Origin of the sequence: Alcanivorax sp., assembly GCF_051117345.1 — a bacterium.
Classification (GTDB): Bacteria; Pseudomonadota; Gammaproteobacteria; order Pseudomonadales; family Alcanivoracaceae; genus Alcanivorax.
In genome coordinates, this window is record NZ_JBNPEC010000268.1 from 1 (window position 1) to 19,735 (window position 19,735).

General features: G+C 58.6%; 17 protein-coding genes. 9 read left to right on the plus strand and 8 right to left on the minus strand.

The features are described 5' to 3' along the window. Both ACFE0K_RS16640 and ACFE0K_RS16645 read right to left on the minus strand, forming a co-directional pair. Positions 1 to 298: UPF0758 domain-containing protein (locus tag ACFE0K_RS16640; protein ID WP_434537128.1), on the minus strand; the 298-nt coding region annotated here is incomplete at its 3' end. 49 nt (positions 299 to 347) lie between these two features. Next, positions 348 to 749 carry a four helix bundle protein gene (locus tag ACFE0K_RS16645; RefSeq protein ID WP_434537129.1) on the minus strand — a complete coding sequence of 134 codons (402 nt, stop codon included), beginning with the start codon at positions 747 to 749 and terminating at the stop codon, positions 348 to 350. Positions 750 to 867: 118 nt separating this feature from the next. On the opposite strand from ACFE0K_RS16645, the gene coaBC reads away from it, so the two are divergent. The 5 genes from coaBC (at position 868) to slmA (ending at position 7,024) form a co-directional block, all read left to right on the plus strand. Further along, entirely contained in the window at positions 868 to 2,067 is a 1,200-nt protein-coding gene (gene coaBC, locus ACFE0K_RS16650) for a bifunctional phosphopantothenoylcysteine decarboxylase/phosphopantothenate--cysteine ligase CoaBC (protein WP_434537130.1), read from the plus strand. A gap of 82 nt (positions 2,068 to 2,149) precedes the next feature. Beyond that, a complete protein-coding gene (gene dut / locus ACFE0K_RS16655; RefSeq protein ID WP_434537131.1) occupies positions 2,150 to 2,602 on the plus strand; it encodes a dUTP diphosphatase in 453 nt (150 codons plus the stop codon). Positions 2,603 to 2,620: 18 nt separating this feature from the next. Beyond that, the gene (locus tag ACFE0K_RS16660; protein ID WP_434537132.1) at positions 2,621 to 5,017 is read left to right on the plus strand and encodes a phosphomannomutase/phosphoglucomutase; all 2,397 of its coding nucleotides are present in this window, start codon (positions 2,621 to 2,623) and stop codon (positions 5,015 to 5,017) included. A gap of 207 nt (positions 5,018 to 5,224) precedes the next feature. Further along, on the plus strand, positions 5,225 to 6,124 hold the full coding sequence (argB, locus tag ACFE0K_RS16665; protein WP_434537133.1) for an acetylglutamate kinase: 900 nt from the start codon (positions 5,225 to 5,227) through the stop codon (positions 6,122 to 6,124). 312 nt (positions 6,125 to 6,436) lie between these two features. Next, positions 6,437 to 7,024 (plus strand): nucleoid occlusion factor SlmA, encoded by a 588-nt coding sequence (slmA, locus tag ACFE0K_RS16670; protein WP_434537134.1) that lies wholly within the window; start codon positions 6,437 to 6,439, stop codon positions 7,022 to 7,024. Positions 7,025 to 7,077: 53 nt separating this feature from the next. Here slmA and ACFE0K_RS16675 read toward each other — a convergent pair whose 3' ends face one another. The 3 genes from ACFE0K_RS16675 to rph are packed head-to-tail and all read right to left on the minus strand — an operon-like array spanning position 7,078 to position 9,089. Further along, positions 7,078 to 7,698, minus strand: a complete 621-nt coding sequence (locus ACFE0K_RS16675) for a hypothetical protein (RefSeq protein WP_434537135.1) — start codon at positions 7,696 to 7,698, stop codon at positions 7,078 to 7,080. A 2-nt stretch (positions 7,699 to 7,700) separates the two neighbouring features. After that, positions 7,701 to 8,363: an orotate phosphoribosyltransferase gene (pyrE, locus tag ACFE0K_RS16680; protein WP_434537136.1), complete on the minus strand. Its 663-nt coding sequence runs from the start codon at positions 8,361 to 8,363 to the stop codon at positions 7,701 to 7,703. A 9-nt stretch (positions 8,364 to 8,372) separates the two neighbouring features. Next, on the minus strand, positions 8,373 to 9,089 hold the full coding sequence (gene rph, locus ACFE0K_RS16685; RefSeq protein ID WP_434537137.1) for a ribonuclease PH: 717 nt from the start codon (positions 9,087 to 9,089) through the stop codon (positions 8,373 to 8,375). 158 nt (positions 9,090 to 9,247) lie between these two features. Here rph and ACFE0K_RS16690 point away from each other — a divergent pair, with 158 nt between their 5' ends. Next, positions 9,248 to 10,099 carry a YicC/YloC family endoribonuclease gene (locus tag ACFE0K_RS16690; RefSeq protein ID WP_434537138.1) on the plus strand — a complete coding sequence of 284 codons (852 nt, stop codon included), beginning with the start codon at positions 9,248 to 9,250 and terminating at the stop codon, positions 10,097 to 10,099. Between the two features lie 21 nt (positions 10,100 to 10,120). Here the strand turns inward: ACFE0K_RS16690 and ACFE0K_RS16695 are convergent, their stop codons facing one another. The 3 genes from ACFE0K_RS16695 to ilvD all read right to left on the minus strand — a co-directional run bounded on the left by ACFE0K_RS16695 (position 10,121) and on the right by ilvD (position 14,474). Then, positions 10,121 to 11,548 (minus strand): Glu/Leu/Phe/Val family dehydrogenase, encoded by a 1,428-nt coding sequence (locus ACFE0K_RS16695; RefSeq protein WP_434537139.1) that lies wholly within the window; start codon positions 11,546 to 11,548, stop codon positions 10,121 to 10,123. A 111-nt stretch (positions 11,549 to 11,659) separates the two neighbouring features. Beyond that, a complete protein-coding gene (gene doeB / locus ACFE0K_RS16700; protein WP_434537143.1) occupies positions 11,660 to 12,649 on the minus strand; it encodes a N(2)-acetyl-L-2,4-diaminobutanoate deacetylase DoeB in 990 nt (329 codons plus the stop codon). A 142-nt stretch (positions 12,650 to 12,791) separates the two neighbouring features. Further along, positions 12,792 to 14,474, minus strand: a complete 1,683-nt coding sequence (ilvD, locus tag ACFE0K_RS16705) for a dihydroxy-acid dehydratase (protein ID WP_434537140.1) — start codon at positions 14,472 to 14,474, stop codon at positions 12,792 to 12,794. A 345-nt stretch (positions 14,475 to 14,819) separates the two neighbouring features. Between ilvD and ACFE0K_RS16710 the strand changes: the two genes are divergently transcribed. The 3 genes from ACFE0K_RS16710 to rpoZ all read left to right on the plus strand — a co-directional run bounded on the left by ACFE0K_RS16710 (position 14,820) and on the right by rpoZ (position 19,475). After that, on the plus strand, positions 14,820 to 18,278 hold the full coding sequence (locus ACFE0K_RS16710) for a thrombospondin type 3 repeat-containing protein (protein WP_434537141.1): 3,459 nt from the start codon (positions 14,820 to 14,822) through the stop codon (positions 18,276 to 18,278). 165 nt (positions 18,279 to 18,443) lie between these two features. After that, a complete protein-coding gene (gene gmk, locus ACFE0K_RS16715; protein WP_434537142.1) occupies positions 18,444 to 19,067 on the plus strand; it encodes a guanylate kinase in 624 nt (207 codons plus the stop codon). Positions 19,068 to 19,211: 144 nt separating this feature from the next. After that, positions 19,212 to 19,475, plus strand: a complete 264-nt coding sequence (rpoZ, locus tag ACFE0K_RS16720) for a DNA-directed RNA polymerase subunit omega (protein ID WP_035249864.1) — start codon at positions 19,212 to 19,214, stop codon at positions 19,473 to 19,475. The last annotated feature ends 260 nt before the right edge of the window (positions 19,476 to 19,735 follow it).

Here is a 19,735-nt window from a genome sequence, read left to right on the forward strand (position 1 = left end):
CCCGCTCCGCCGACACGGACAGGTATCGCCTCCCAGCCCCCAGGGCGGCCAGCAACACCTCCCGCCGCGCGCTGCCCATCCCCGGCAACCGGGCCATTCTCTCCTCCCCGGCATCCCGCAAACCCCGAAGCCCGCCACCCGCAGCCAACTGCCGCCTGGCCAGGTCCACCGCGGTCATACCCTGCTGCCCGGTACGCAGAAAGATCGCCAGCAGCTCCGCATCACTCAGGGATTCCGCCCCTCGTGCCAGCAACTTTTCCCTGGGCCGCTCATCCGCCGGCCAGTCGGTTATAGCCACAGGAACGCTCCACGCGGCATGCCATCACGCAACATGGAATAATCAGACATCACGCAGCCTCCAGCTTTCTCAGCATGCCCGACATCAGCGCAAATACCTTTTCGATCATGGGATTAAGAAGCTCTTCTTTCCCGCTATACCCCAGACGCTCCGCCACAATCAGCTGTGTTTCCAACTCGAACAACGAGCCTCTGGCAATACGAAGGAAATGGCCAAACTCCACATCACCACCACGCCCATAGCCCTCGGCAATATTGGACGGGATTCCCAGCGCCGCTCTTTGCATCTGGCCAGCCAGCCCAAAGCGTTCTTCTCTCGGCCACCCCTTGGTCATGCCATATACCGCTTCGGCCAATTCCACCGCTCCCTGCCAAACTCTCAAATTCTTATAGCGCCGATTCTCTCTTTCCACCTTCCGGCTCCTGATCTTTTCCGTGTTGCGTGCTTGCATGCTGCGTGCCGCGTCTCTTTTACAGTGCTACCCTATGCGCCTCGATTAATAGCATTCCGGGGGCAGCATCGGCAGACGAGATTTGCCATGATTGCCGTCAGCCAATAAGGGTTCTCGCATGCATCGTCTGGTGAACAAACGCATCCTTCTGGGAGTCACGGGCGGAATTGCCGCCTATAAAGCCGCCGATCTGGTTCGCCGCCTGCAGGATGTGGGAGCCCAGGTGCGAGTGGTGATGACTCAGGGGGCCTGCGAATTCATTACCCCGCTGACAATGCAGGCCCTGTCCGGGCATCCGGTGCATACCACTTTGCTTGACCCCACCGCGGAAGCCGCCATGGGTCATATCGAGTTGGCCCGCTGGGCAGATCTGGTGCTGATTGCCCCGGCCTCGGCCAACTTCATGGCGCGCCTGGCCCATGGCCATGGCAACGATCTGCTCGCCACCCTCTGCCTGGCCACTGGCGCCCCCATCGCCATCGCGCCGGCCATGAACCAGCAGATGTGGGCGGACACCAGCACCCAGAAAAACCTGCTGATCCTGCAGGAAAAAGGCATAAAGGTGTTCGGCCCCGGCAGCGGCAGCCAGGCCTGCGGCGAAATCGGCGCAGGGCGGATGCTCGAACCGCTGGAGATCCTCCAGAATGCCGCCGAAGTATTCGATTACCAGTTGCTCACCGGCAAGCATGTGGTGATCACCGCCGGCCCTACCCGCGAAGCCATCGACCCGGTGCGCTACATCACCAACAAGAGTTCCGGGAAAATGGGCTTCGCTCTGGCCGAAGCCGCCGCTGAAGCCGGCGCCCGGGTTACCCTGATCGCCGGTCCGGTAAACCTGCCCACCCCGTCACGGGTAGACCGGGTGGATGTGACCCGGGCCGTGGAGATGTATGACGCCTGCATGAACGCTGTGGCCGAAGGCTGTGATGTCTTTGTCGCCACCGCCGCCGTGTCCGACTATCGCCCCACCGTCACTGCCGACCACAAGATCAAGAAATCCACCGAGGAAATTCACCTCACTCTGGTGAAAAACCCGGACATCGTGGCGTCGGTGGCAGAACACGACAAACGCCCCTTCACCGTGGGCTTTGCCGCTGAAACCCGGGATGTGGTGGCCTACGCCCAGGCCAAGCTGGTGAACAAGAAACTGGACATGATCGCCACCAACGATGTGTCCGGCAGCAATGTGGGCTTCAACAGCGACAATAACGCCCTCACCGTCATCTGGCCCGGTGGCCACAAGGTGCTGCCGCTGGCCTCCAAGGCCCAGATTGCCAAACAACTGATCGAACTGATTGCGATACGATATAAAGATTGACGCTGGCACGCGCCATGCCGCACGCAACACGCCCCCGTGATGCCTGCAGCGTGAAGCGTGCTGCCTGACCGAAAGGAAAACCATGAAACTGCAATACCGCGTTCTCGACACCCGACTGGGCGACACGATTCCACTGCCCCATTACGCCACCGACGGCTCCGCCGGCCTGGACCTGCGCGCCATGGTAAAAGAGCCACTGACACTGGAACCGGGGCAGACCGAGTTATTGCCCACCGGCATGGCTATCCACATCAGCAATCCCGGCTATGCAGGCATGATCCTGCCGCGCTCCGGACTGGGCCACAAACACGGCATCGTGCTGGGCAATCTGGTGGGACTGATTGATTCCGACTACCAGGGCGAGCTGATGGTGTCCTGCTGGAACCGGGGCAACCAGCCATTCACCGTGGAGCCCGGCGAGCGCATCGCCCAGCTGGTGATCGTGCCGGTGATGCAGGTGCAACTGGAACAGGTGGAGACTTTCACCAACACTGAGCGGGGCAGCGGCGGTTTCGGCCACAGCGGCCGTCACTGAGCCTGATCCGGAGGGGATATGGGGAACAACAACAAGAATAATAAACGCGCCGACGTCAGCGTGTTCAAGCCACTGGCACCCTTGCTGGTTGCCGCCCTGGCGGCCATCCTGGTGGCCGGCGGTGCCACCTGGTTTTATCAGACCAGGGTGGCAGACGCGGCACAACAACAGCAAAACGCCACGCAGCTTGCCCAGTCCATCGCCAACCTGGGCCAGAGCCGTATCCAGGCGTATCAACAACAGCTGGCGTTGCTGGCAACCCGTAATGATGTGGACCAGGCACTAGCCACCGACACCGTCGCGGATTTCAACGCCCGTCATCACCAATGGCTACCGGAAGCCAGCCTGCGGCTGGTGCCACGCCGAGGAGCAAACACCGACGATTTCAGTTATACCGCCCAGGAACTGCTCAAGGAAGTCCGTCTGGGCCAGTCACCGGGCCCGGTCATCATCGCCGGCCAGCCCCCCACCCTGATTCTGGTGAAAGCCACCCGCAACCAGAGTGGCGCCCTTCTGCTGCAACTGCCTCTCAGCGCATTGGCGAAAAGCCTGCAAGACCTGGCCCCCGCGGGGAGCCAGCTGCAGGTAACATTCGCAGGCAACAGCCTCTTCAGTCAGCCCGGCAACAACAATGGCACCCGTGCCGACGCCCCTGCCGGCCCGGTGGGGGCCCAACTGCCACTCCCCCCCACCGACAACAATCTGCTGATAATCAGCACCATTGTTGTGGCCCTGGGCATCGTACTGCTGTTACTCGGCACCCTGGTGGTCAACCGCTTGCTGGCCCGATTCCTCAAACAGGATTGCGCCGAAATGGTCCGTTATTGCGACGAACTGGCGCGCCAACCCGGCGTCAGCGCCCGCAATCATTTCCATTTTCCGCTTTTTACCACCGTCAACGACGCCCAGGCACGCATGGCAACCAAGCTCCGTGAGCGGGGCGGGGCGGGCCGCCCCGCTGTCAAAAAACAGTCGGAAGACCTGGTCGTGGTGGAAGAAAGCGACGACGGCATTCTGCTGATGGACGAGGAGCAAGGCGAAACCCTGCCGGACAGCATCTTCCGGGCTTACGACATCCGTGGTGTAGCCGGCGACACACTCACCGCCCAGGGGGTGTATCTGCTCGGCCGCGCCATCGGCGCCGAAACTGGCGAAGCCGGCCAGCAAAGCGTACTGGTGGCCCGGGACGGACGCCTGTCCAGCCCCGAACTGAGCCGCTCGCTGATCAAGGGCCTGCTGGAATCAGGCCGCGACGTGATCAATCTGGGACTGGTCCCCACCCCGGTGCTCTACTACGCCACCGAAGTGCTGGAAACCCGTAGCGGCGTCATGCTCACTGGCAGCCACAACCCGGCCAGCCACAACGGCCTGAAGATCGTCATCAATGGCGATACCCTTTACGGCGACCGCATCACTGCCTTGCAGGAACGCATCAATAGCAAGGCCTTCAGTGAAGGTAAAGGTCGCGAGGAAGAGCGCGATATCGCCGATCGCTATCTGGACGACATTCTCGGCGATATCGTTCTGGCGCGACCCCTCAAAATCGCCATCGACTGCGGCAACGGCGCTGGCGGCGAACTGGCACCACGCCTTTTCCAACAACTTGGCTGTGAAGTCACCCCCCTGTACACCGAGATCGACGGCAATTTCCCCAATCACGCCCCCGACCCGGGCAACCCGGACAATCTGGCCGACCTGATCCGCACCGTGCAGCAGGAAAACCTGGATCTTGGGCTGGCCTTTGATGGCGACGCTGATCGGGTGGCTGTGGTCACCAACAGCGGCGAAATCATCTGGCCCGACCGCCTGTTGATGCTGTTCGCCAAAGATCTGCTGGGGCGCAGCCCGGGGGCAGACATCCTGTTTGACGTAAAATGCAGCCGGGCTCTGCCGGCCATTATCCGCAAGAATGGTGGCCGCCCGATGATGTACAAGACCGGTCACTCGCTAATCAAGGCCAAAATGAAAGAGTGCGGTGCGCCGCTGGCCGGCGAAATCAGCGGCCATATCTTCTTCGCCGACCGCTGGTTCGGCTGCGACGACGGCCTTTACGCCGGTGCTCGTCTGCTGGAAATCCTCTCTCTTCAGGATGACAGCGCCGGCCAGGTGTTCGACGGCCTGAAGACCGGTCTCACCACCCCGGCCCTGTACATCGATGTGAGCGAAGAAAACAAGTTTGCCCTTGTCGATGCCCTCACCGCTCGCGCCGAACAATTCGCCGGCGGCCGCCCCACCACCATTGATGGTTTGCGGGTGGACTTCCCGGACGGCTGGGGCCTGGTGCGCGCCTCAAACACCACACCGTCGCTGGTGGCCCGGTTCGAAGGCCGCGATGAAGACGCCCTGGAAAGGGTCAAGGAACAGTTCCGCAAGCACCTGCAGGCCGTGGACGACAGCCTGGAATTGCCGTTTTGAGTTAGAATCATGCAGCCGAGGAGTTGAAAGTTTAAAGTTGAAAAGCGCGGGCAAGGCATTTTGTATTCGGCAAGGTCGTACCCGCTTTCCCACCAGGGATGAAGCGCGGAGAAAATATTTTCGGTTAGCGTGGTGCCATCTTCGCGTTTCAACTTTGCACTTTAAGCTTTCAACTCCCCGGCTAACGCTAATGCCCTAGGAGACCCAATGGACACCAACAGTGCCCACGACACCGCCCGTATTCTGATTGAGGCGCTGCCCTACATTCAGCGCTTTTCCGGTGCCACCGTGGTGATCAAGTACGGCGGCAACGCCATGGAAAACGACGAGCTGAAAAACAGCTTCGCCCGTGATGTGGTGATGTTGAAACAGGTGGGCCTCAACCCGGTGATCGTTCATGGCGGCGGCCCGCAGATCGGCAGCCTGCTGGAACGCCTGGGCAAGGAATCCAGGTTTGTTCAGGGTATGCGCGTCACTGATCAGGAAACCATGGACGTGGTGCAGATGGTGCTCGGCGGCCTGGTCAACAAGGACATCGTTAATCTGATCCAGCACAACGGCGGCCAGGCCATCGGCCTCACCGGCAAGGACGGACGCCTGATCAAAGCCCGCAAGATGCTCCTCAAGGCCCAGGACGAAAACGATCCAGCCCTGCAGACATCGGAAATCATCGACATCGGCCATGTGGGCGAAGTGCAGGGCATCGATACCACCATCATCGACTTGATCGCAGGCAGTGATTTCATTCCGGTGATCGCCCCTATCGGCGTCGATGAAAAGGGGATCAGCTACAACATCAACGCGGATCTCGTCGCCGGCAAAATGGCTGAGGTGCTGCGCGCCGAGAAACTCATCCTGCTCACCAATGTGGCAGGTTTGAAAGACAAACAAGGCAAAGTCCTCACCGGCCTCAGCGCCGAGCGGGTCGATGAACTGATCAAGGACGGCACCATCCACGGTGGCATGCTGCCCAAGATCGGCTGTGCCCTGGAAGCGGTAAAAAACGGCGTACACACCGCTCACATCATCGATGGGCGGGTATCCCACGCGGTGTTGCTGGAAATTCTTACCGATCAGGGTATCGGGACCCTGATCAGCAAGAACTAGGAACAAGCAACAAGCTTCAAGCTGCAACACGATTGAGGTGCAGTGCAGACTGAAAAACCCTCTCGCCGCGTACATCGCTAGCGGCAGAGGGCCGTTTTGCACGACACCTGACAGGCCAGGCAGTGATACGCTGGCGTAACAGGCAAGACAACAAAACAAAACGACAACCAGGCTTGAGCCAGGCAACAAGCAAGCAACGTCACAGTCATGACATTTGGGGCGCGGGCACGGCATATGATATATATCTCAGCCACCCTCGCGTTGCAGCTTGAAGCTTGTTGCTTGCAGCTTACAAATCGGGAACGACGCTACATGACCGAAAAAAAACCGTCGCGCAAAGAGCAGATTCTGCAGTCGCTCGCCCACATGCTGGAAGCCGGGCCCGGGGGGCGTATCACCACCGCCGGTCTGGCTCGGGAAGTTGGGGTCTCAGAGGCGGCGCTGTACCGGCATTTTCCCAGCAAGGCGAAGATGTTCGAGGGGCTGATCGAGTTTATTGAAGAGGCGATCTTCTCCCGCATCAATCGCATTACCGAAGAAGGGGATGCCACCGGCCAGGTGGAACAGATCCTGACCCTGATGCTGGCCTTTACCGAGCGCAACCCGGGGATTACCCGACTGCTCACCGGGGATGCCCTGACCGGCGAGAATGAACGCCTGCACCAGCGTATCCAGCAGTTCTATGATCGGGTGGAAAGTCAGCTCAAGCAGGTACTGCGCGACGCGGAGCTCAAGGAAGGGCTGCGAACCCGAGCTACCCCCACCATTACTGCCAACCTGTTGCTGGCAGTGGTCGAGGGGCGTATTGCCCAATTCGTTCGCTCAGGCTTCAAAACCCGCCCTGGCCAAGACTGGCAGGCGCAGTGGGAATTGCTGATCCCCTCCCTGTTCCGGGAATAGTCCTGTAGGCGCCTGCCTGCAGCAGGCAGGCGCCTACAAATAACAGCCCAGGGTTAACGTTCTGCCTTCTCAATTTCCTTCAGCCGCTGGATGATCGGCGCGTATTCCTTTTTTGCCGCGTCGATATCGGTTTCAAACTCCACCAGCTTTTCTTCCGTCACTTCAATCTGGCGCTTCAGGCGCTCAATGGCCTCCTTAACACCCTCCGGCACATCGCGACCGGCTCGTTCATTCCGGGCCGCCACGGCAATCTCGTCATCCAGCTTCATCTGCAGCTGAGCCAGGCTGTTTTCTTCATAGCTGATGCTCAACTCCAGGGCATCGATCTTGCGATCCCTGGCGCGTACCGCATCTTCCGGGCCCGCATACAGGCGCACCAGTTCCTTGTCTTCACGGGCCTGGCGAGCCTTTTGCAGACGAACCTGCCGGGCCTCTTCATCATTCAGATTAACGCCATCCACATCTTCAAGGACCCGCCCGTGCTGGTCCAGCAACTGATAACCGCTACGCATGGCCTCGGTGGTCAGAGTACGGTTCAGGTGCACCACCCCATCGGCAGTCACATGCCGAAAATAAGCTCCGTCCGGCATGCGCTCACTGGCACGCTGCCCAAATCTCGCAGCCAGTGTTGGCGCTGACAGAATCAGCACCAGAATCAGAGCAACACATCTCATTATTATTCCACTCCATAACGCTCCCGGTACTGCCGCATACGGTACACCATGGGCTCACTATCCGGTTGCTGTTCCAGCCAGTGGATAATATCGTTCATCGCTACGATACTGCCCACCGGCACCCCCAAAGATTGCTCCACTTCCTGAATCGCTGACAGCCCCCTTCCCGCTTCGGAAGGCTCCTGGGCGCATTCCTGGCGATCCAGCGCTACCATGACCCCCGCCATGGTGGCATCGGTCTTCTCGAACAAGGTCGCCACTTCGCGGATGGCGGTGCCTGCGGTAATCACATCATCAATCACCAGCACCCGACCCTGTAAGGGCGCCCCCACAAGCCAGCCACCTTCGCCATGATCCTTGGCCTCCTTGCGGTTAAAGGCCCAGGGCAGATCGCGGCCATGGTGCTCGGCCAGCGCCACCGATACCGCCGCCACCAGCGGGATGCCTTTGTAGGCCGGTCCGAACAGCATATCGAATTCCTGCCCGGAGGCGACGATGGCGTCCGCATAATAACGACCCAGCCGCGCCAGAGCCTCACCAGTGTTGAACGTACCCGCATTGAAGAAGTACGGACTCTTGCGACCGGACTTGAGAGTAAATTCGCCGAATTTCAGCGCTTCGCGCTCCTGGGCAAAACGCAGAAAATGCTTCTTGTAGTTCTTCATTGTCTATCCTTACCAGCCCAGCACCTGCTGCTGAGCCTGAATGATTTCACCAATGCCCTTTTCCGCCAGCCCCAGCAGGGTGTCGGACTGTTCGCGGGTAAAGGGAGCCCCCTCGGCGGAACCCTGGATCTCGATAAAGCCGCCCTGCTGGGTCATCACCACGTTCATGTCGGTGCCGGCGTTGGAGTCTTCGGCATAATCCAGATCCAGCACCGGCTCGTCCTTGTAGACACCAACAGACACCGCGCCGACCAGACCGGTGAGCGGGTCATCCTTGATCTTTTTGGTTTCCAGCAGATAGGAAAAAGCATCCACCAGGGCCACGCAGGCGCCGGAAATGGAGGCGGTGCGGGTACCGCCATCGGCCTGCAGCACGTCACAATCCAGGAAAATGGTGCGCTCACCCAGCTTTTTCATGTCCACGGCAGCACGCAGGGAGCGACCGATCAAACGCTGGATCTCCAGGGTACGGCCACCTTGCTTGCCGCGGGAGGCCTCGCGACCGGAACGGGTGTGGGTGGAACGGGGCAGCATGCCGTACTCGGCAGTGATCCAGCCCTGGCCCTTGCCCTTCAGAAAGCGCGGCACACCTTCCTCCACGGACGCGGTACACAGCACCTTGGTATCCCCGAACGCGACCAGCACGCTGCCCTCGGCGTGAACGGTGTAGTTGCGGGTGAAGCTCAGTTCACGCAGCTGATCATGGGCTCGGCCGGAAGGACGCATGGAAACTCCTGAAGTGTCTTGAATGCAAAAGGGCCGCCATTGTAGCAAAGGCAGGGGCGGTTCTGCCCGTCTGGTGCGTCATTAGGCCCGACGGGCCCTCCTGGTCTAGACTAAGGGGCCTTTCCAGCAGCTGTTTCGAGGTTCACATGATCTGCAGTATGACCGCTTTCGCCCGCGCCGACCGTCATCTGGAAGGCTACAGCCTGGTCTGGGAGATCAAAGCCGTGAACCATCGCTACCTGGAGGTGAGCCCGCGCCTGCCCGATGCCTTGCGGGCGCTGGAAAACGGCGTGCGCGAAAAATGCCGCAAGGCGCTGGCCCGGGGCAAGGTGGAAGTGACCCTGCGCTATCAACAGGACGACAGCGAGGTTTCCCTGGAGCTTAACGAAGAGCTGGTGAAGCAGCTTTCCGACGTGTCCCGTCGGGTGGGTGATATCGTCCAGCATCCCGGCCAGGTGAACCCCATGGAAATCCTTCGCCACCCTGGCGTGCTCAGTACCCGCAAGCTGGATGTGGAGCTGCTGCAGAACGAATCCCAGTCCCTGCTGGATGAAGCCCTCGACGCCCTCATCGACACCCGCCGCCGGGAAGGCGAGCAACTGGGCCAGCTGATCATCGACCGGCTGGATGGTATCGGCACCCAGATCGATATCGTCAAAGCCGCCATTCCCCGCATCAAGGAGGCCCAGCGCGAACGCCTGCGCACCCGCATCCAGGACGTGATCGATTCCCCGGATCCGGACCGCCTGGAGCAGGAACTGGTCATGCTGGCCCAGAAAATGGACGTGGACGAAGAGCTGGATCGCCTGGTCACCCACGTCAGCGAAGTACGGCGCATCCTCAAGAAAGGCGGCCACATCGGCCGCCGCCTGGATTTCCTGATGCAGGAACTCAACCGCGAAGCCAACACCCTGGCAAGCAAATCCGTGGACAGCGAAACCACTGCGGCGGCGGTGGAGCTGAAAGTACTGATCGAGCAGATGCGGGAACAGATCCAGAATATCGAGTAAGCCCCGCGCCTCTCTTCTTTTTCAGAAGCCGATATCCCGGTAATGCCGGGAGACTTTCTCAATGGCGATCACATAGGCCGCCATGCGGTAATCCTCGATCTTCGGGTTGGTATTACGGGTGCGAATGATTTCCTGCAGGGCCAGACGCATGGAGTCATCCAGACCGGAGCGAACCAAGTCGAACTCGTCGGCGCCACGGGCCAGCTCCTTGGCAATATGCTCAGGCACCTTGGTATCGGTGGCCTGCTCAATGGCATCGATGACATGCTGGCCACGGGCTTCATGGAAGCGTTTATCCAGGCGCCCGAAACGCACGTGGTTCAGGTTACGAATCCATTCGAAGTAGGAGACGATCACGCCGCCGGCGTTGCAGTAGGCATCGGGAATGATTTCCACGCCCCGCTCGCGCAGAATCCGGTCCGCCTCAAACGTTACTGGACCGTTGGCCGCTTCAGCGATCAACCGGGTCTGAATGCGTGGCGCGTTTTCGGTGGTGATTACCCCTTCGAGGGCCGCCGGGATGAGGATATCGCACTCTCTTTCCAGGGCCTTGATGCCATCTTCCAGATACTCGGCCCCGGGGAAGCCCTTCACCCCACCGCTTTCTACAATGTGCTGACGCACCGCGCCCACATTCAAGCCGTCTTCGTTAATGATGGCGCCATCACGCTCAATGATCGCGGTGATGCGACAATCATCCTCGGTTTCCAGAAAGTGGGCCGCGTGATAACCCACGTTCCCCAACCCCTGAACAATCACTCTTTTGCCGGATAGAGACCCGGACAGCCCGGCCCGCTTGATTTCTTCCGGGTGACGGAACAGCTCGCGCAGCGCATATTGCACGCCCCGCCCGGTGGCCTCATTGCGGCCACGCACCCCGCCGTGCTCTACCGGCTTGCCGGTCAGCGCGGCCATGTAATTGATGTCGTTGGGGAACATCTGCTTGTAGGTGTCCACCATCCAGCCCATTTCCTGGGGGCCGGTGCCCATGTCCGGGGCCGGCACATTCTGGGATGGGCTCAGGTAGCCCTTGTTGATCAACTCGCGGGCAAAGCGGCGGGTGATCGCTTCCAGCTGGTGGCGCTGGTATTTTTTCGGGTCTATTACCAGCCCGCCTTTCGAACCGCCGAAGGGCACGTCGACGATGGCGCACTTGTAGGTCATCAGCGCCGCCAACGCTTCCACTTCATCCTGATCCACGATAGGCGCGTAACGGATACCGCCCTTGGAGGGCAGCCGGTGATCACTGTGGGTAGCGCGCCAGCCGGTAAAGATCTCGGCCTTGCCGTTGATCTCCACCGGAAAGGACACTTGCACTACGCTCTGGCACACCTTCATGGCGTTGCCCATGCCCGCATCAAGACCCATGATGCCGATGGCATGGTCCACCATATGTTCAACGCTTTCTCGAAATGACATGCCCTTCTGGGAAAATTTGGTATCGCTCATGGCTGCTCCGTCAGTCCTGTTGTTGTCGTTAGCAACAGAACATTAGCAGTGCCTGCCCAGCAAGGGTGTTTGTGCTTTGTTATGCCCTGTTAACGTGCACGGAGGTACCAGTCAGCGCGGCACCGCCAGCACCGCAAAGGTGTCGCCCACATTCACCAACGCCGGATGCCGGCGGCCGATCAGCAACCCATCGCAGGGAGCGCAATACTCCACCGGAGACTCACCGGTACGTTCCAGGGAATGCACCCGAGCCAGCACATCCCCGGCGCGAACGGTGTCCCCCAGGGACACGGCAAATTCCAGCAGGCCACGATGTTCGCTGACCCGGTAATACTCGCTGCCAGGAATCTCCAGGGCTTGCGACGCCACCACCGTTGGGTCGCCGGGCAGGATGCCGGCAAAACGCAACAGGTTGTCCACCCCCTGCTCGGCCAGCGCCACGGTATCCGGTGTAGTGGTGCCGCCACCGCGCAGTTCCGTGCTGACAAACACCTTGCCACCAGCCTCCACCACGCTGTCGTAAAGCACATCGCCTTCCAGCTCCGCCATGAACAGCGTGTAGGGCGCACCGAAGGCGGTGGCGGCGGCAAGACAACGGGCTTCGAATTCCCGGTCGGCCATGCGGTGGGTAGCGGCAAAGGGCAGCAGGTCCAGAGTGCTGCCACCGGAGTGAATATCCAGTGCCAGATCACATAGTGGCACCAGATAGCGAGTGAGGTAGTCGGCAAGTTTTTCCGTCAGGGTGCCTGCCGGGTTGCCGGGGAAGGCCCGGTTCAGATTACCGCCATCCAGCGGCGAAGTGCGGGTGCCGTTGAGCACCGCCGGGTGGTTGAGCATGGGCACGATGATCACCCGCCCGCGAATGTCTTCCGGTTGCAGGCGGTTGGCCAGCTTCAGCAGAGCGGTGATGCCTTCGTACTCGTCACCGTGATTACCACCGGACAGCAGCGCGGTAGGCCCCTCGCCGTTGCGCACCACGGTGATCGGGATCATCACATTGCCCCAGGCGGAGCCGTCATGGGAATGGGGCAGTTTGAGAAAACCGTGCTGAACGCCGTCCCGGTCGAAATCCACGGTGGCAGTGATGGGGCTGTCTTGCATAACGGCATTGGATCCGGGGCTGAGAATGGTGGCGGGGGCGTCTGTCACGCCCCCGGTTACTCTCTATGATGCGCGCTTTTCCGGCATCGCGAACAGCGCAATTTCGCTCTGTCAGCAATACCGGAACCCGGTACTTTCCGACTCAGAAGTCGTCGGTCACCGCCCCCTCGCTGGCGGAGCCTACCAAGCGCGCGTATTTTGCCAGCACACCACGGGTATAACGCGGTGGCGGTTGCTGCCAGTTCGCTCGACGTTGCGCCAGCTCGGCATCAGACAGGTCCACGGCAAGGCTGTTGGCCTCCGCATCAATGGTGATGCGGTCGCCGTCTTCCAGCAGCGCCAACGGGCCGCCATCGAACGCTTCCGGGGTTACATGCCCCACCACGAAACCATGACTGCCGCCAGAAAAACGTCCATCGGTGATCAGGGCCACGTCATTGCCCAGACCCCGTCCCATGATCGCCGAGGTGGGGGTGAGCATTTCACGCATGCCCGGGCCGCCGCGGGGACCTTCATAGCGGATCACCACCACATCACCGGCGACCACAGTGCCGTCATTGATGCGTGCCTGGGCTTCCTCTTCCGAACCGAACACCCGCGCCGAGCCGGAAAAGTGGGTACCTTCCTTGCCGGTGATCTTGGCCACCGCGCCCTCCGGGGCCAGGTTGCCGTAAAGAATGCGCAGGTGACTTTCCGCTTTCAGCGGTGCGGACAACGGCGCAATGATGTCCTGCTCCGACGGATACGGTTCTACCCCGGCGAGATTCTCTGCCAGGGTGCGGCCAGTGACGGTCAGGCAGTCGCCGTGCAGCAGGCCGGCCTCCAGCAATATTTTCATCAGCGGCTGAATGCCACCGATGGCGACCAGCTCGCTCATCATGTACTTGCCACTGGGGCGCAGGTCCGCCAGCACCGGCACCCGCTTGCCGATGTCGGTAAAGTCGTCCAGGGACAACGGCACCCCCACCGTGCGCGCCATACCCAGCAGATGCAGCACCGCATTGGTGGAGCCGCCCAGAGCAATCACAATGGTGATGGCATTTTCAAACGCCTGGCGGGTCATGATGTCGGAAGGCTTGATGTCCAACTCCAGCAGGTTCAATACCGCCGCCCCGGCCCGCACGCAGTCTTCCCCTTTTTCCTCGGACACCGCGTTCTGTGCCGAGCTGCCGGGCAGGCTCATGCCCAGCGCCTCGATGGCCGAGGCCATGGTATTGGCGGTGTACATGCCACCGCAGGAACCGGGACCGGGAATCGCGGTTTCTTCAATCTGCTTGAGTTCGATCAGGTCCATGTCCCCGCGGGAATGGGCGCCCATGGCTTCGAACACGGAGACGATATCGGTGTGGCCCTTGCCAGGCAGGATAGTGCCGCCGTAGACAAACACGCTGGGCCGGTCGAGCCGGGCCAGACCGATCAGACAACCGGGCATGTTCTTGTCGCAACCGCCAATGGCTACCAACCCATCAAAGCCTTCACAGCCGGCCACCGTCTCGATGGAATCTGCAATCACCTCGCGGGACACCAGCGAATACTTCATCCCCTCGGTGCCATTGGCAATGCCGTCGGAGATGGTGATGGTATTGAATATCACCCCTTTGCCACCGGCGCCATCGGCCCCTGCGCAAGCCCGCTCCGCCAGTTCACCGATATGGCTATTGCAGGGGGTCACCTGGCTCCAGGTGGAGGCAATACCCACCTGGGGCTTATGGAAATCCTCGTCGGTAAAGCCCACTGCCCGCAACATGGCACGGCCGGCCGACTTGCCCGGGCCATCTACCACCTTTGATGAATAGCGGCGCTTATCACTTCTGGATTGACTCATTTTCTTCTCCTGTTCGATGAAGCCCTCGGCATTGCATCATTTTCTAATCCAAGACCCCCGGGAATACTGGATGCCAGGTGATACAGGCTGCAAACCGCCCAGCGTCCACCATTTCAACAGATGAGTCGCTTCACGCACACCCAATCTCTTAAAATGATGTAAGCATTATCCTACATGCCTCCGTCAGCCCCCCGTTCTTCCTGCCCCTGAAGCCCGAACAAGGCTAAAGCCTTCCATCCATACATCTCGAATCGATGTCGGCTCGCCCTTTTTTTTTGCTAAAGTGCTACCCGATATTAACCCCTCACCCTCCACATCATCAGGGCGGTCCGGTCGGCAGAGGGATTGAAACTGGGGGATATTCCATTGCGTATCATTGCGTTGCATTCGCTGCCGCACGTTTTTTTCCTGCTTGCCGCCATTGTGTCTAGTGTAGCAAATGCCGACTTTATAGGCTCAGAGGCAACCCAAGGGAAACGCTACTTCCTTTTTTCTGATCCTGCCAAAATTGATGTCTATGACACCGCAAGCCGATCTTTCCTTACTCCGATCTTTCTAGACAGCAACGCAGAAACCTTCGCGGTAGATGACAAATATGTATTTACCTCTCATGGCCGTGAAATCAAACGCTACGACCAGGAAACCGCTGAGAGCACGTTTGTCTATAACTCGCCAGGCAGCATTGCCGGGATGGAACTGATAAACGGGTTTCTTCTCGTTTTTGATCGCGACGGCAATACCGCCAACGTGATTGATGCTGAAACCCTGGCTAAAACGGATACACACACCTATCTCTCATATGATGGAACGAGTTACGAGGGGATTCCCTCTGTGAATGGTGTTTTTTACAGAAGCACAAACGTCTCACCCTCGGATCTTGTCAAGGTAACAATAGATAATTCAGGGAATATCCTTTCCGTTACTGACTCCCCTTATCATGGCGATTTCCCCAGAGCGGATTTTGTTCGTGCGCTACCAGAATTGAATTACCTCGTTGACAGCACAGGCGTGGTTTACCATGCCAGCTCCATGGATTTTGCCGGCAGCTTGATTGGCAATATCCATGATGTGTCCAGCAGCGCTTCTGATCTTGTTGCCGCCAAGGGGAATGCCATTCAGTGGTTTGACAGCAACCTGAAGCTACAGGGCTCTTATGAACTGGGCTTTACACCTTCCCATGTAACCATCCAGGACACCGTTGTTCATTACTTCACCGTCAACGGCTCGTCAGCTTCAGCGTTTGAGGTGAACCTGTCCGATTTCACCACTCCGCAAGCCATTCCGGCAAAGGATCCCGAGAATAGTCTGATCACTAGCGACCGCTTTGCCTTGGATGAAACCTCCGGCGTCCTATTCGTGCTGGATACCAGCAACAGCTCCATATTCATATGGTCATTGGATGAAGAAAAATGGCTCCATGGCTTTGGTTTAAGCGGAAAGCCGACATGGATGAGCTATTCCGAAAGCCATTCCCGTCTTTATCTCGCCTACTCATCAGGCCTGATCACCTATTTTGATACGGCTAATAATGATGGCATCGAACGTTTTTTTACTGCCCTAGCCCAGCCCGTGTCAGGACTGCTAGCTGCCGGCGACTTTGTCTTCGCCGCCGATGCATCAGGGGCTTGGCAACGGCACTATAGTTTCGATATCAATGGCAGTGCGGCTGACTCGGTAGAGTGGAGAAAATCAGGAAGGGAATACGTATGGAATGCTGACGCCCAGAGAATCTACCACTTCAGAGATGGTTCGAGCCCGAATGATATTGAGTGGATCGAGCTGGATCAGGGTTCCGGCATGTTCGGCGCTCATGGCGACTCCCCTTATCACGGCGACTATCCCATCACCTATCCGCTACGCATCAGTGATGACAATGCCCATATCCTGACGGGGGCCGGTCATCTATATAACAGCTCCACTCTCACGCTGGACAACGCCCTTTCCAACAACATTAATGATGCCACCTGGATTGATAAGCAACTTTTCACTCTTCAAGAAAAGGATGGAAAAACCCTGCTTCAATTCTGGAGTGATCAGTTCGAGAGAACCACCGAGTTTTCTCTTGGATACGGCTATGAAACTCGCATTCTGGATTACCAGTCGCGCCTTGTTGTGCTCAGGCAGGGGCCGTCCGGGCTGACAGTCTCCTCGCTTGATCCCTTTAATCAGGCTGACTCTGACAGCGATGACATCATTAACCTTGCCGACAACTGTCCCGACATATCGAACCCCGGCCAAGCCGACCTTGATGAAGACGGGGTCGGTGATGACTGCGACAACGACATAGATGGCGACGGCATTCCTGATACGGTAGAACTGGCAGCCGGCTTGTCACCCTATGACGCTTCTGACGCTGAGTTGAATCTGGATGGCGACGCAGCAACCAACCTTCTTGAATATATCAGTGGAACCGATATCAATGATGCCGAGTCGGTCCCCGCACGCTTAACCGATTTCACAGAGTCTTTCGAAAGTGACAATTGGCACTCTCCCAACTGGAGATCCGACCTGAAACTGAATAGCACGTGGCAAAGATCAGTCAAGAGAAGCCACTCTGGCATGACAAGTTTGAAAGCGAGCACGGACGATCCCAACGGCATCGCCGAACTCTACTTGCACGGCCTCTTCCCGACCGGCAAAATTTCCCTGGCCGTCTTCAAGGGGTCTTATTCCTACTACTCATCGCTGGATATTCTGATCGATGGCACTCTTGCCACTACGTTTTACGACGACGGCGGCTGGGAGAAAAAGAGCATCGATATTCAGCCCGGCGAGCACATCATCACCTTTCGCTATAAAGGAAAATGGAGCGACTATTATGACAACAGCGTTTACATTGACTCTGTAACCTTTGTCGACAACAGCATTGATTCTGACAATGACGGCATTGAAGATGACGCAGACAACTGTATAGATACCCCCAACACTGATCAGCTCAACCTGGATGGCGACACCAAAGGCGACGATTGCGACGAAGATGCCGATAACGACGGGATCAACAATAATATCGAGAACGACTATTTATCCCTTGACCCATTGAACCCATCAGATGCGCTGGAAGATGCCGATAACGACGGCATTCTCAATATTGATGAAATCAATATTGGTTACTCACCAGATAATTATGATGAGCCTGAATATATTGATATCCTGAGCTACCTACCCGATTCCAACCATAAGCGAATCGTATCCATCCACCTGAATGGCGGATCTGGAAGTGCCACCTACCAAGTAACAAAAAAGCCCAATAGCCAATGGGAGTTTTCGTCAGGCCCCTATACAGCTATTTATGAAGAAAGAGAGGACGGCTGGTACCTGTTAAGCGAAAAAGAGATTTTTGACGGTTCCACATTTGAACTGATTTTTCATGATGGGCTTCAGCTCCTCCCTGCCAAAGGGCATATCGGCCAGCGCTTCAGTATCTCAGCCCACTGGAGCGCCATCATCGACGGTTCCGTCCTCGCTCAAGGGGCTGCTTTCAGCACGATTGTGCTGTCTTCTGCCCACATGGAAACGTTCCAGGGTCGCCAGAGGAAGAGCTTTTCCCTGAAACGCCACTGGTACGGGCCCGATTTCTATTACGGCCCGGGCTTTGAAGACTTTACCGATGAAACCTATGTGGCCGGTGCCGGTCTGGTTCGCTCAACCAGTCTGCTGTCCGAAGACAGCCTTGCGCTTCAGAACATGCCCAACGCCGACCAGGAAAGCCGCAATGCAGGGAGTAATAGTGGTGGCGGAGCACTCTTTCTCCTGCCCCTGCTCCTTATTGCCTTGCGTCACTGGCGATCAGCCCCAAGGAAGTAATAAACGCCCGACAAGCCCCTCAAACATGGCCGGGAGCCCCCTCCCGGCCCACACAGACAGAAGCAAGCCAACCTGCGCCCTCCAGGCGCTATACTGGCATATGACGCCTCCCAGCCTTTACGCCTATAATGCGCCCTTTATCGAGATCACAGGACACCGCTTGTTATGGCCGACAAAGGCACGCTGTACATCATTTCCGCCCCGTCCGGCGCCGGCAAGCCCAGCCTGGTGGCGGCGCTGGCTCACAAGCTGGCGCAGGTACGCATTTCTTTCTCCCCAACCACGCGCGCCATGCGCCCCGGTGAAGAAGACGGAGTGAACTACCACTTCACTGACCGCAACACCTTCGTCCAGAAAGTGGAACAGGGGCGTTTTCTGGAGCATGCTGAAGTCTTTGGCAACCTCTATGGCACCAGTGCCGACTGGGTAGCCCAGACGCTGCGCAGCGGCGAGGACGTGATTCTGGAAATCGACTGGCAGGGCGCCACCCAGATCCGCAAGCAGCTGCCCGACTCGGTGAGCATCTTTATTCTGCCACCCTCCCTGGAAACCCTGGCCGAACGCCTGCGCGGCCGTGACACCGACGATGAGACGGTGATCCAGCAGCGCCTGGACGGCGCCCAGGAAGAAATGAGTCATTACGGCGAATTCGACTATCTGGTGGTTAACGACGACTTCCAGCGCGCCCTCTACGAACTGGAAGCCATCCTGGAAGCCCGTCGGCTGACCACCGCCCGTCAGTCCGCGCGGCTGGCCGACACCCTGAGCAATCTGCTCGCGAAGCGGTAACCCGACGAAACAGAGGCCATTGCCCGCCTTTCCGCCCTGCGGCAGGCCCTTCTGCTGGACTGGTCACCAATTCACCAGTAAAATCGCCGATTGCGAATTTCAGGCGCTGCCGACTTCGGCACCGCCACCCTGTAGGAGAACAGCATGGCCCGTGTAACCGTTGAAGACTGCCTGGAAAAACTGGACAACCGCTTTGAGCTGGTGCTGGTTGCCGGCAAGCGCTCCCGTCAACTGCAGACTGGCGGCAAAGAGCCCCGCGTGGCCTGGGAAAACGACAAGCCCACCGTGGTTGCTCTGCGCGAAATCGCCGAAGGTCATGTGACCGCGGAATCCGTGGATAACCCGATTGCCGACCGTAGCGCCGACGTAGACGAACTGGCTCTGCTGACCCAGTCCTTCGGCGAGTAACACCGTTTTCGGCAAGTGTCCGCCCGGGCACTTGCCTGTATTTCCTCCTCTTCCTTCGGTTTTCCCTTCCGGCACCTGCCGGAAAATTCATTGCCCGTGACTATCGCGCTTGTCATGGACAAACCTCGCCCTCAAATCTAAGCTAAGGCTACTCCCTAATCATTACACCGCCCCGGGTGTGACACGGACTTTTGTCACCCATCCATAACCTGGAACAACGGTTACGCCGTTATATAGACGATGATAAAATATCCCGAGAC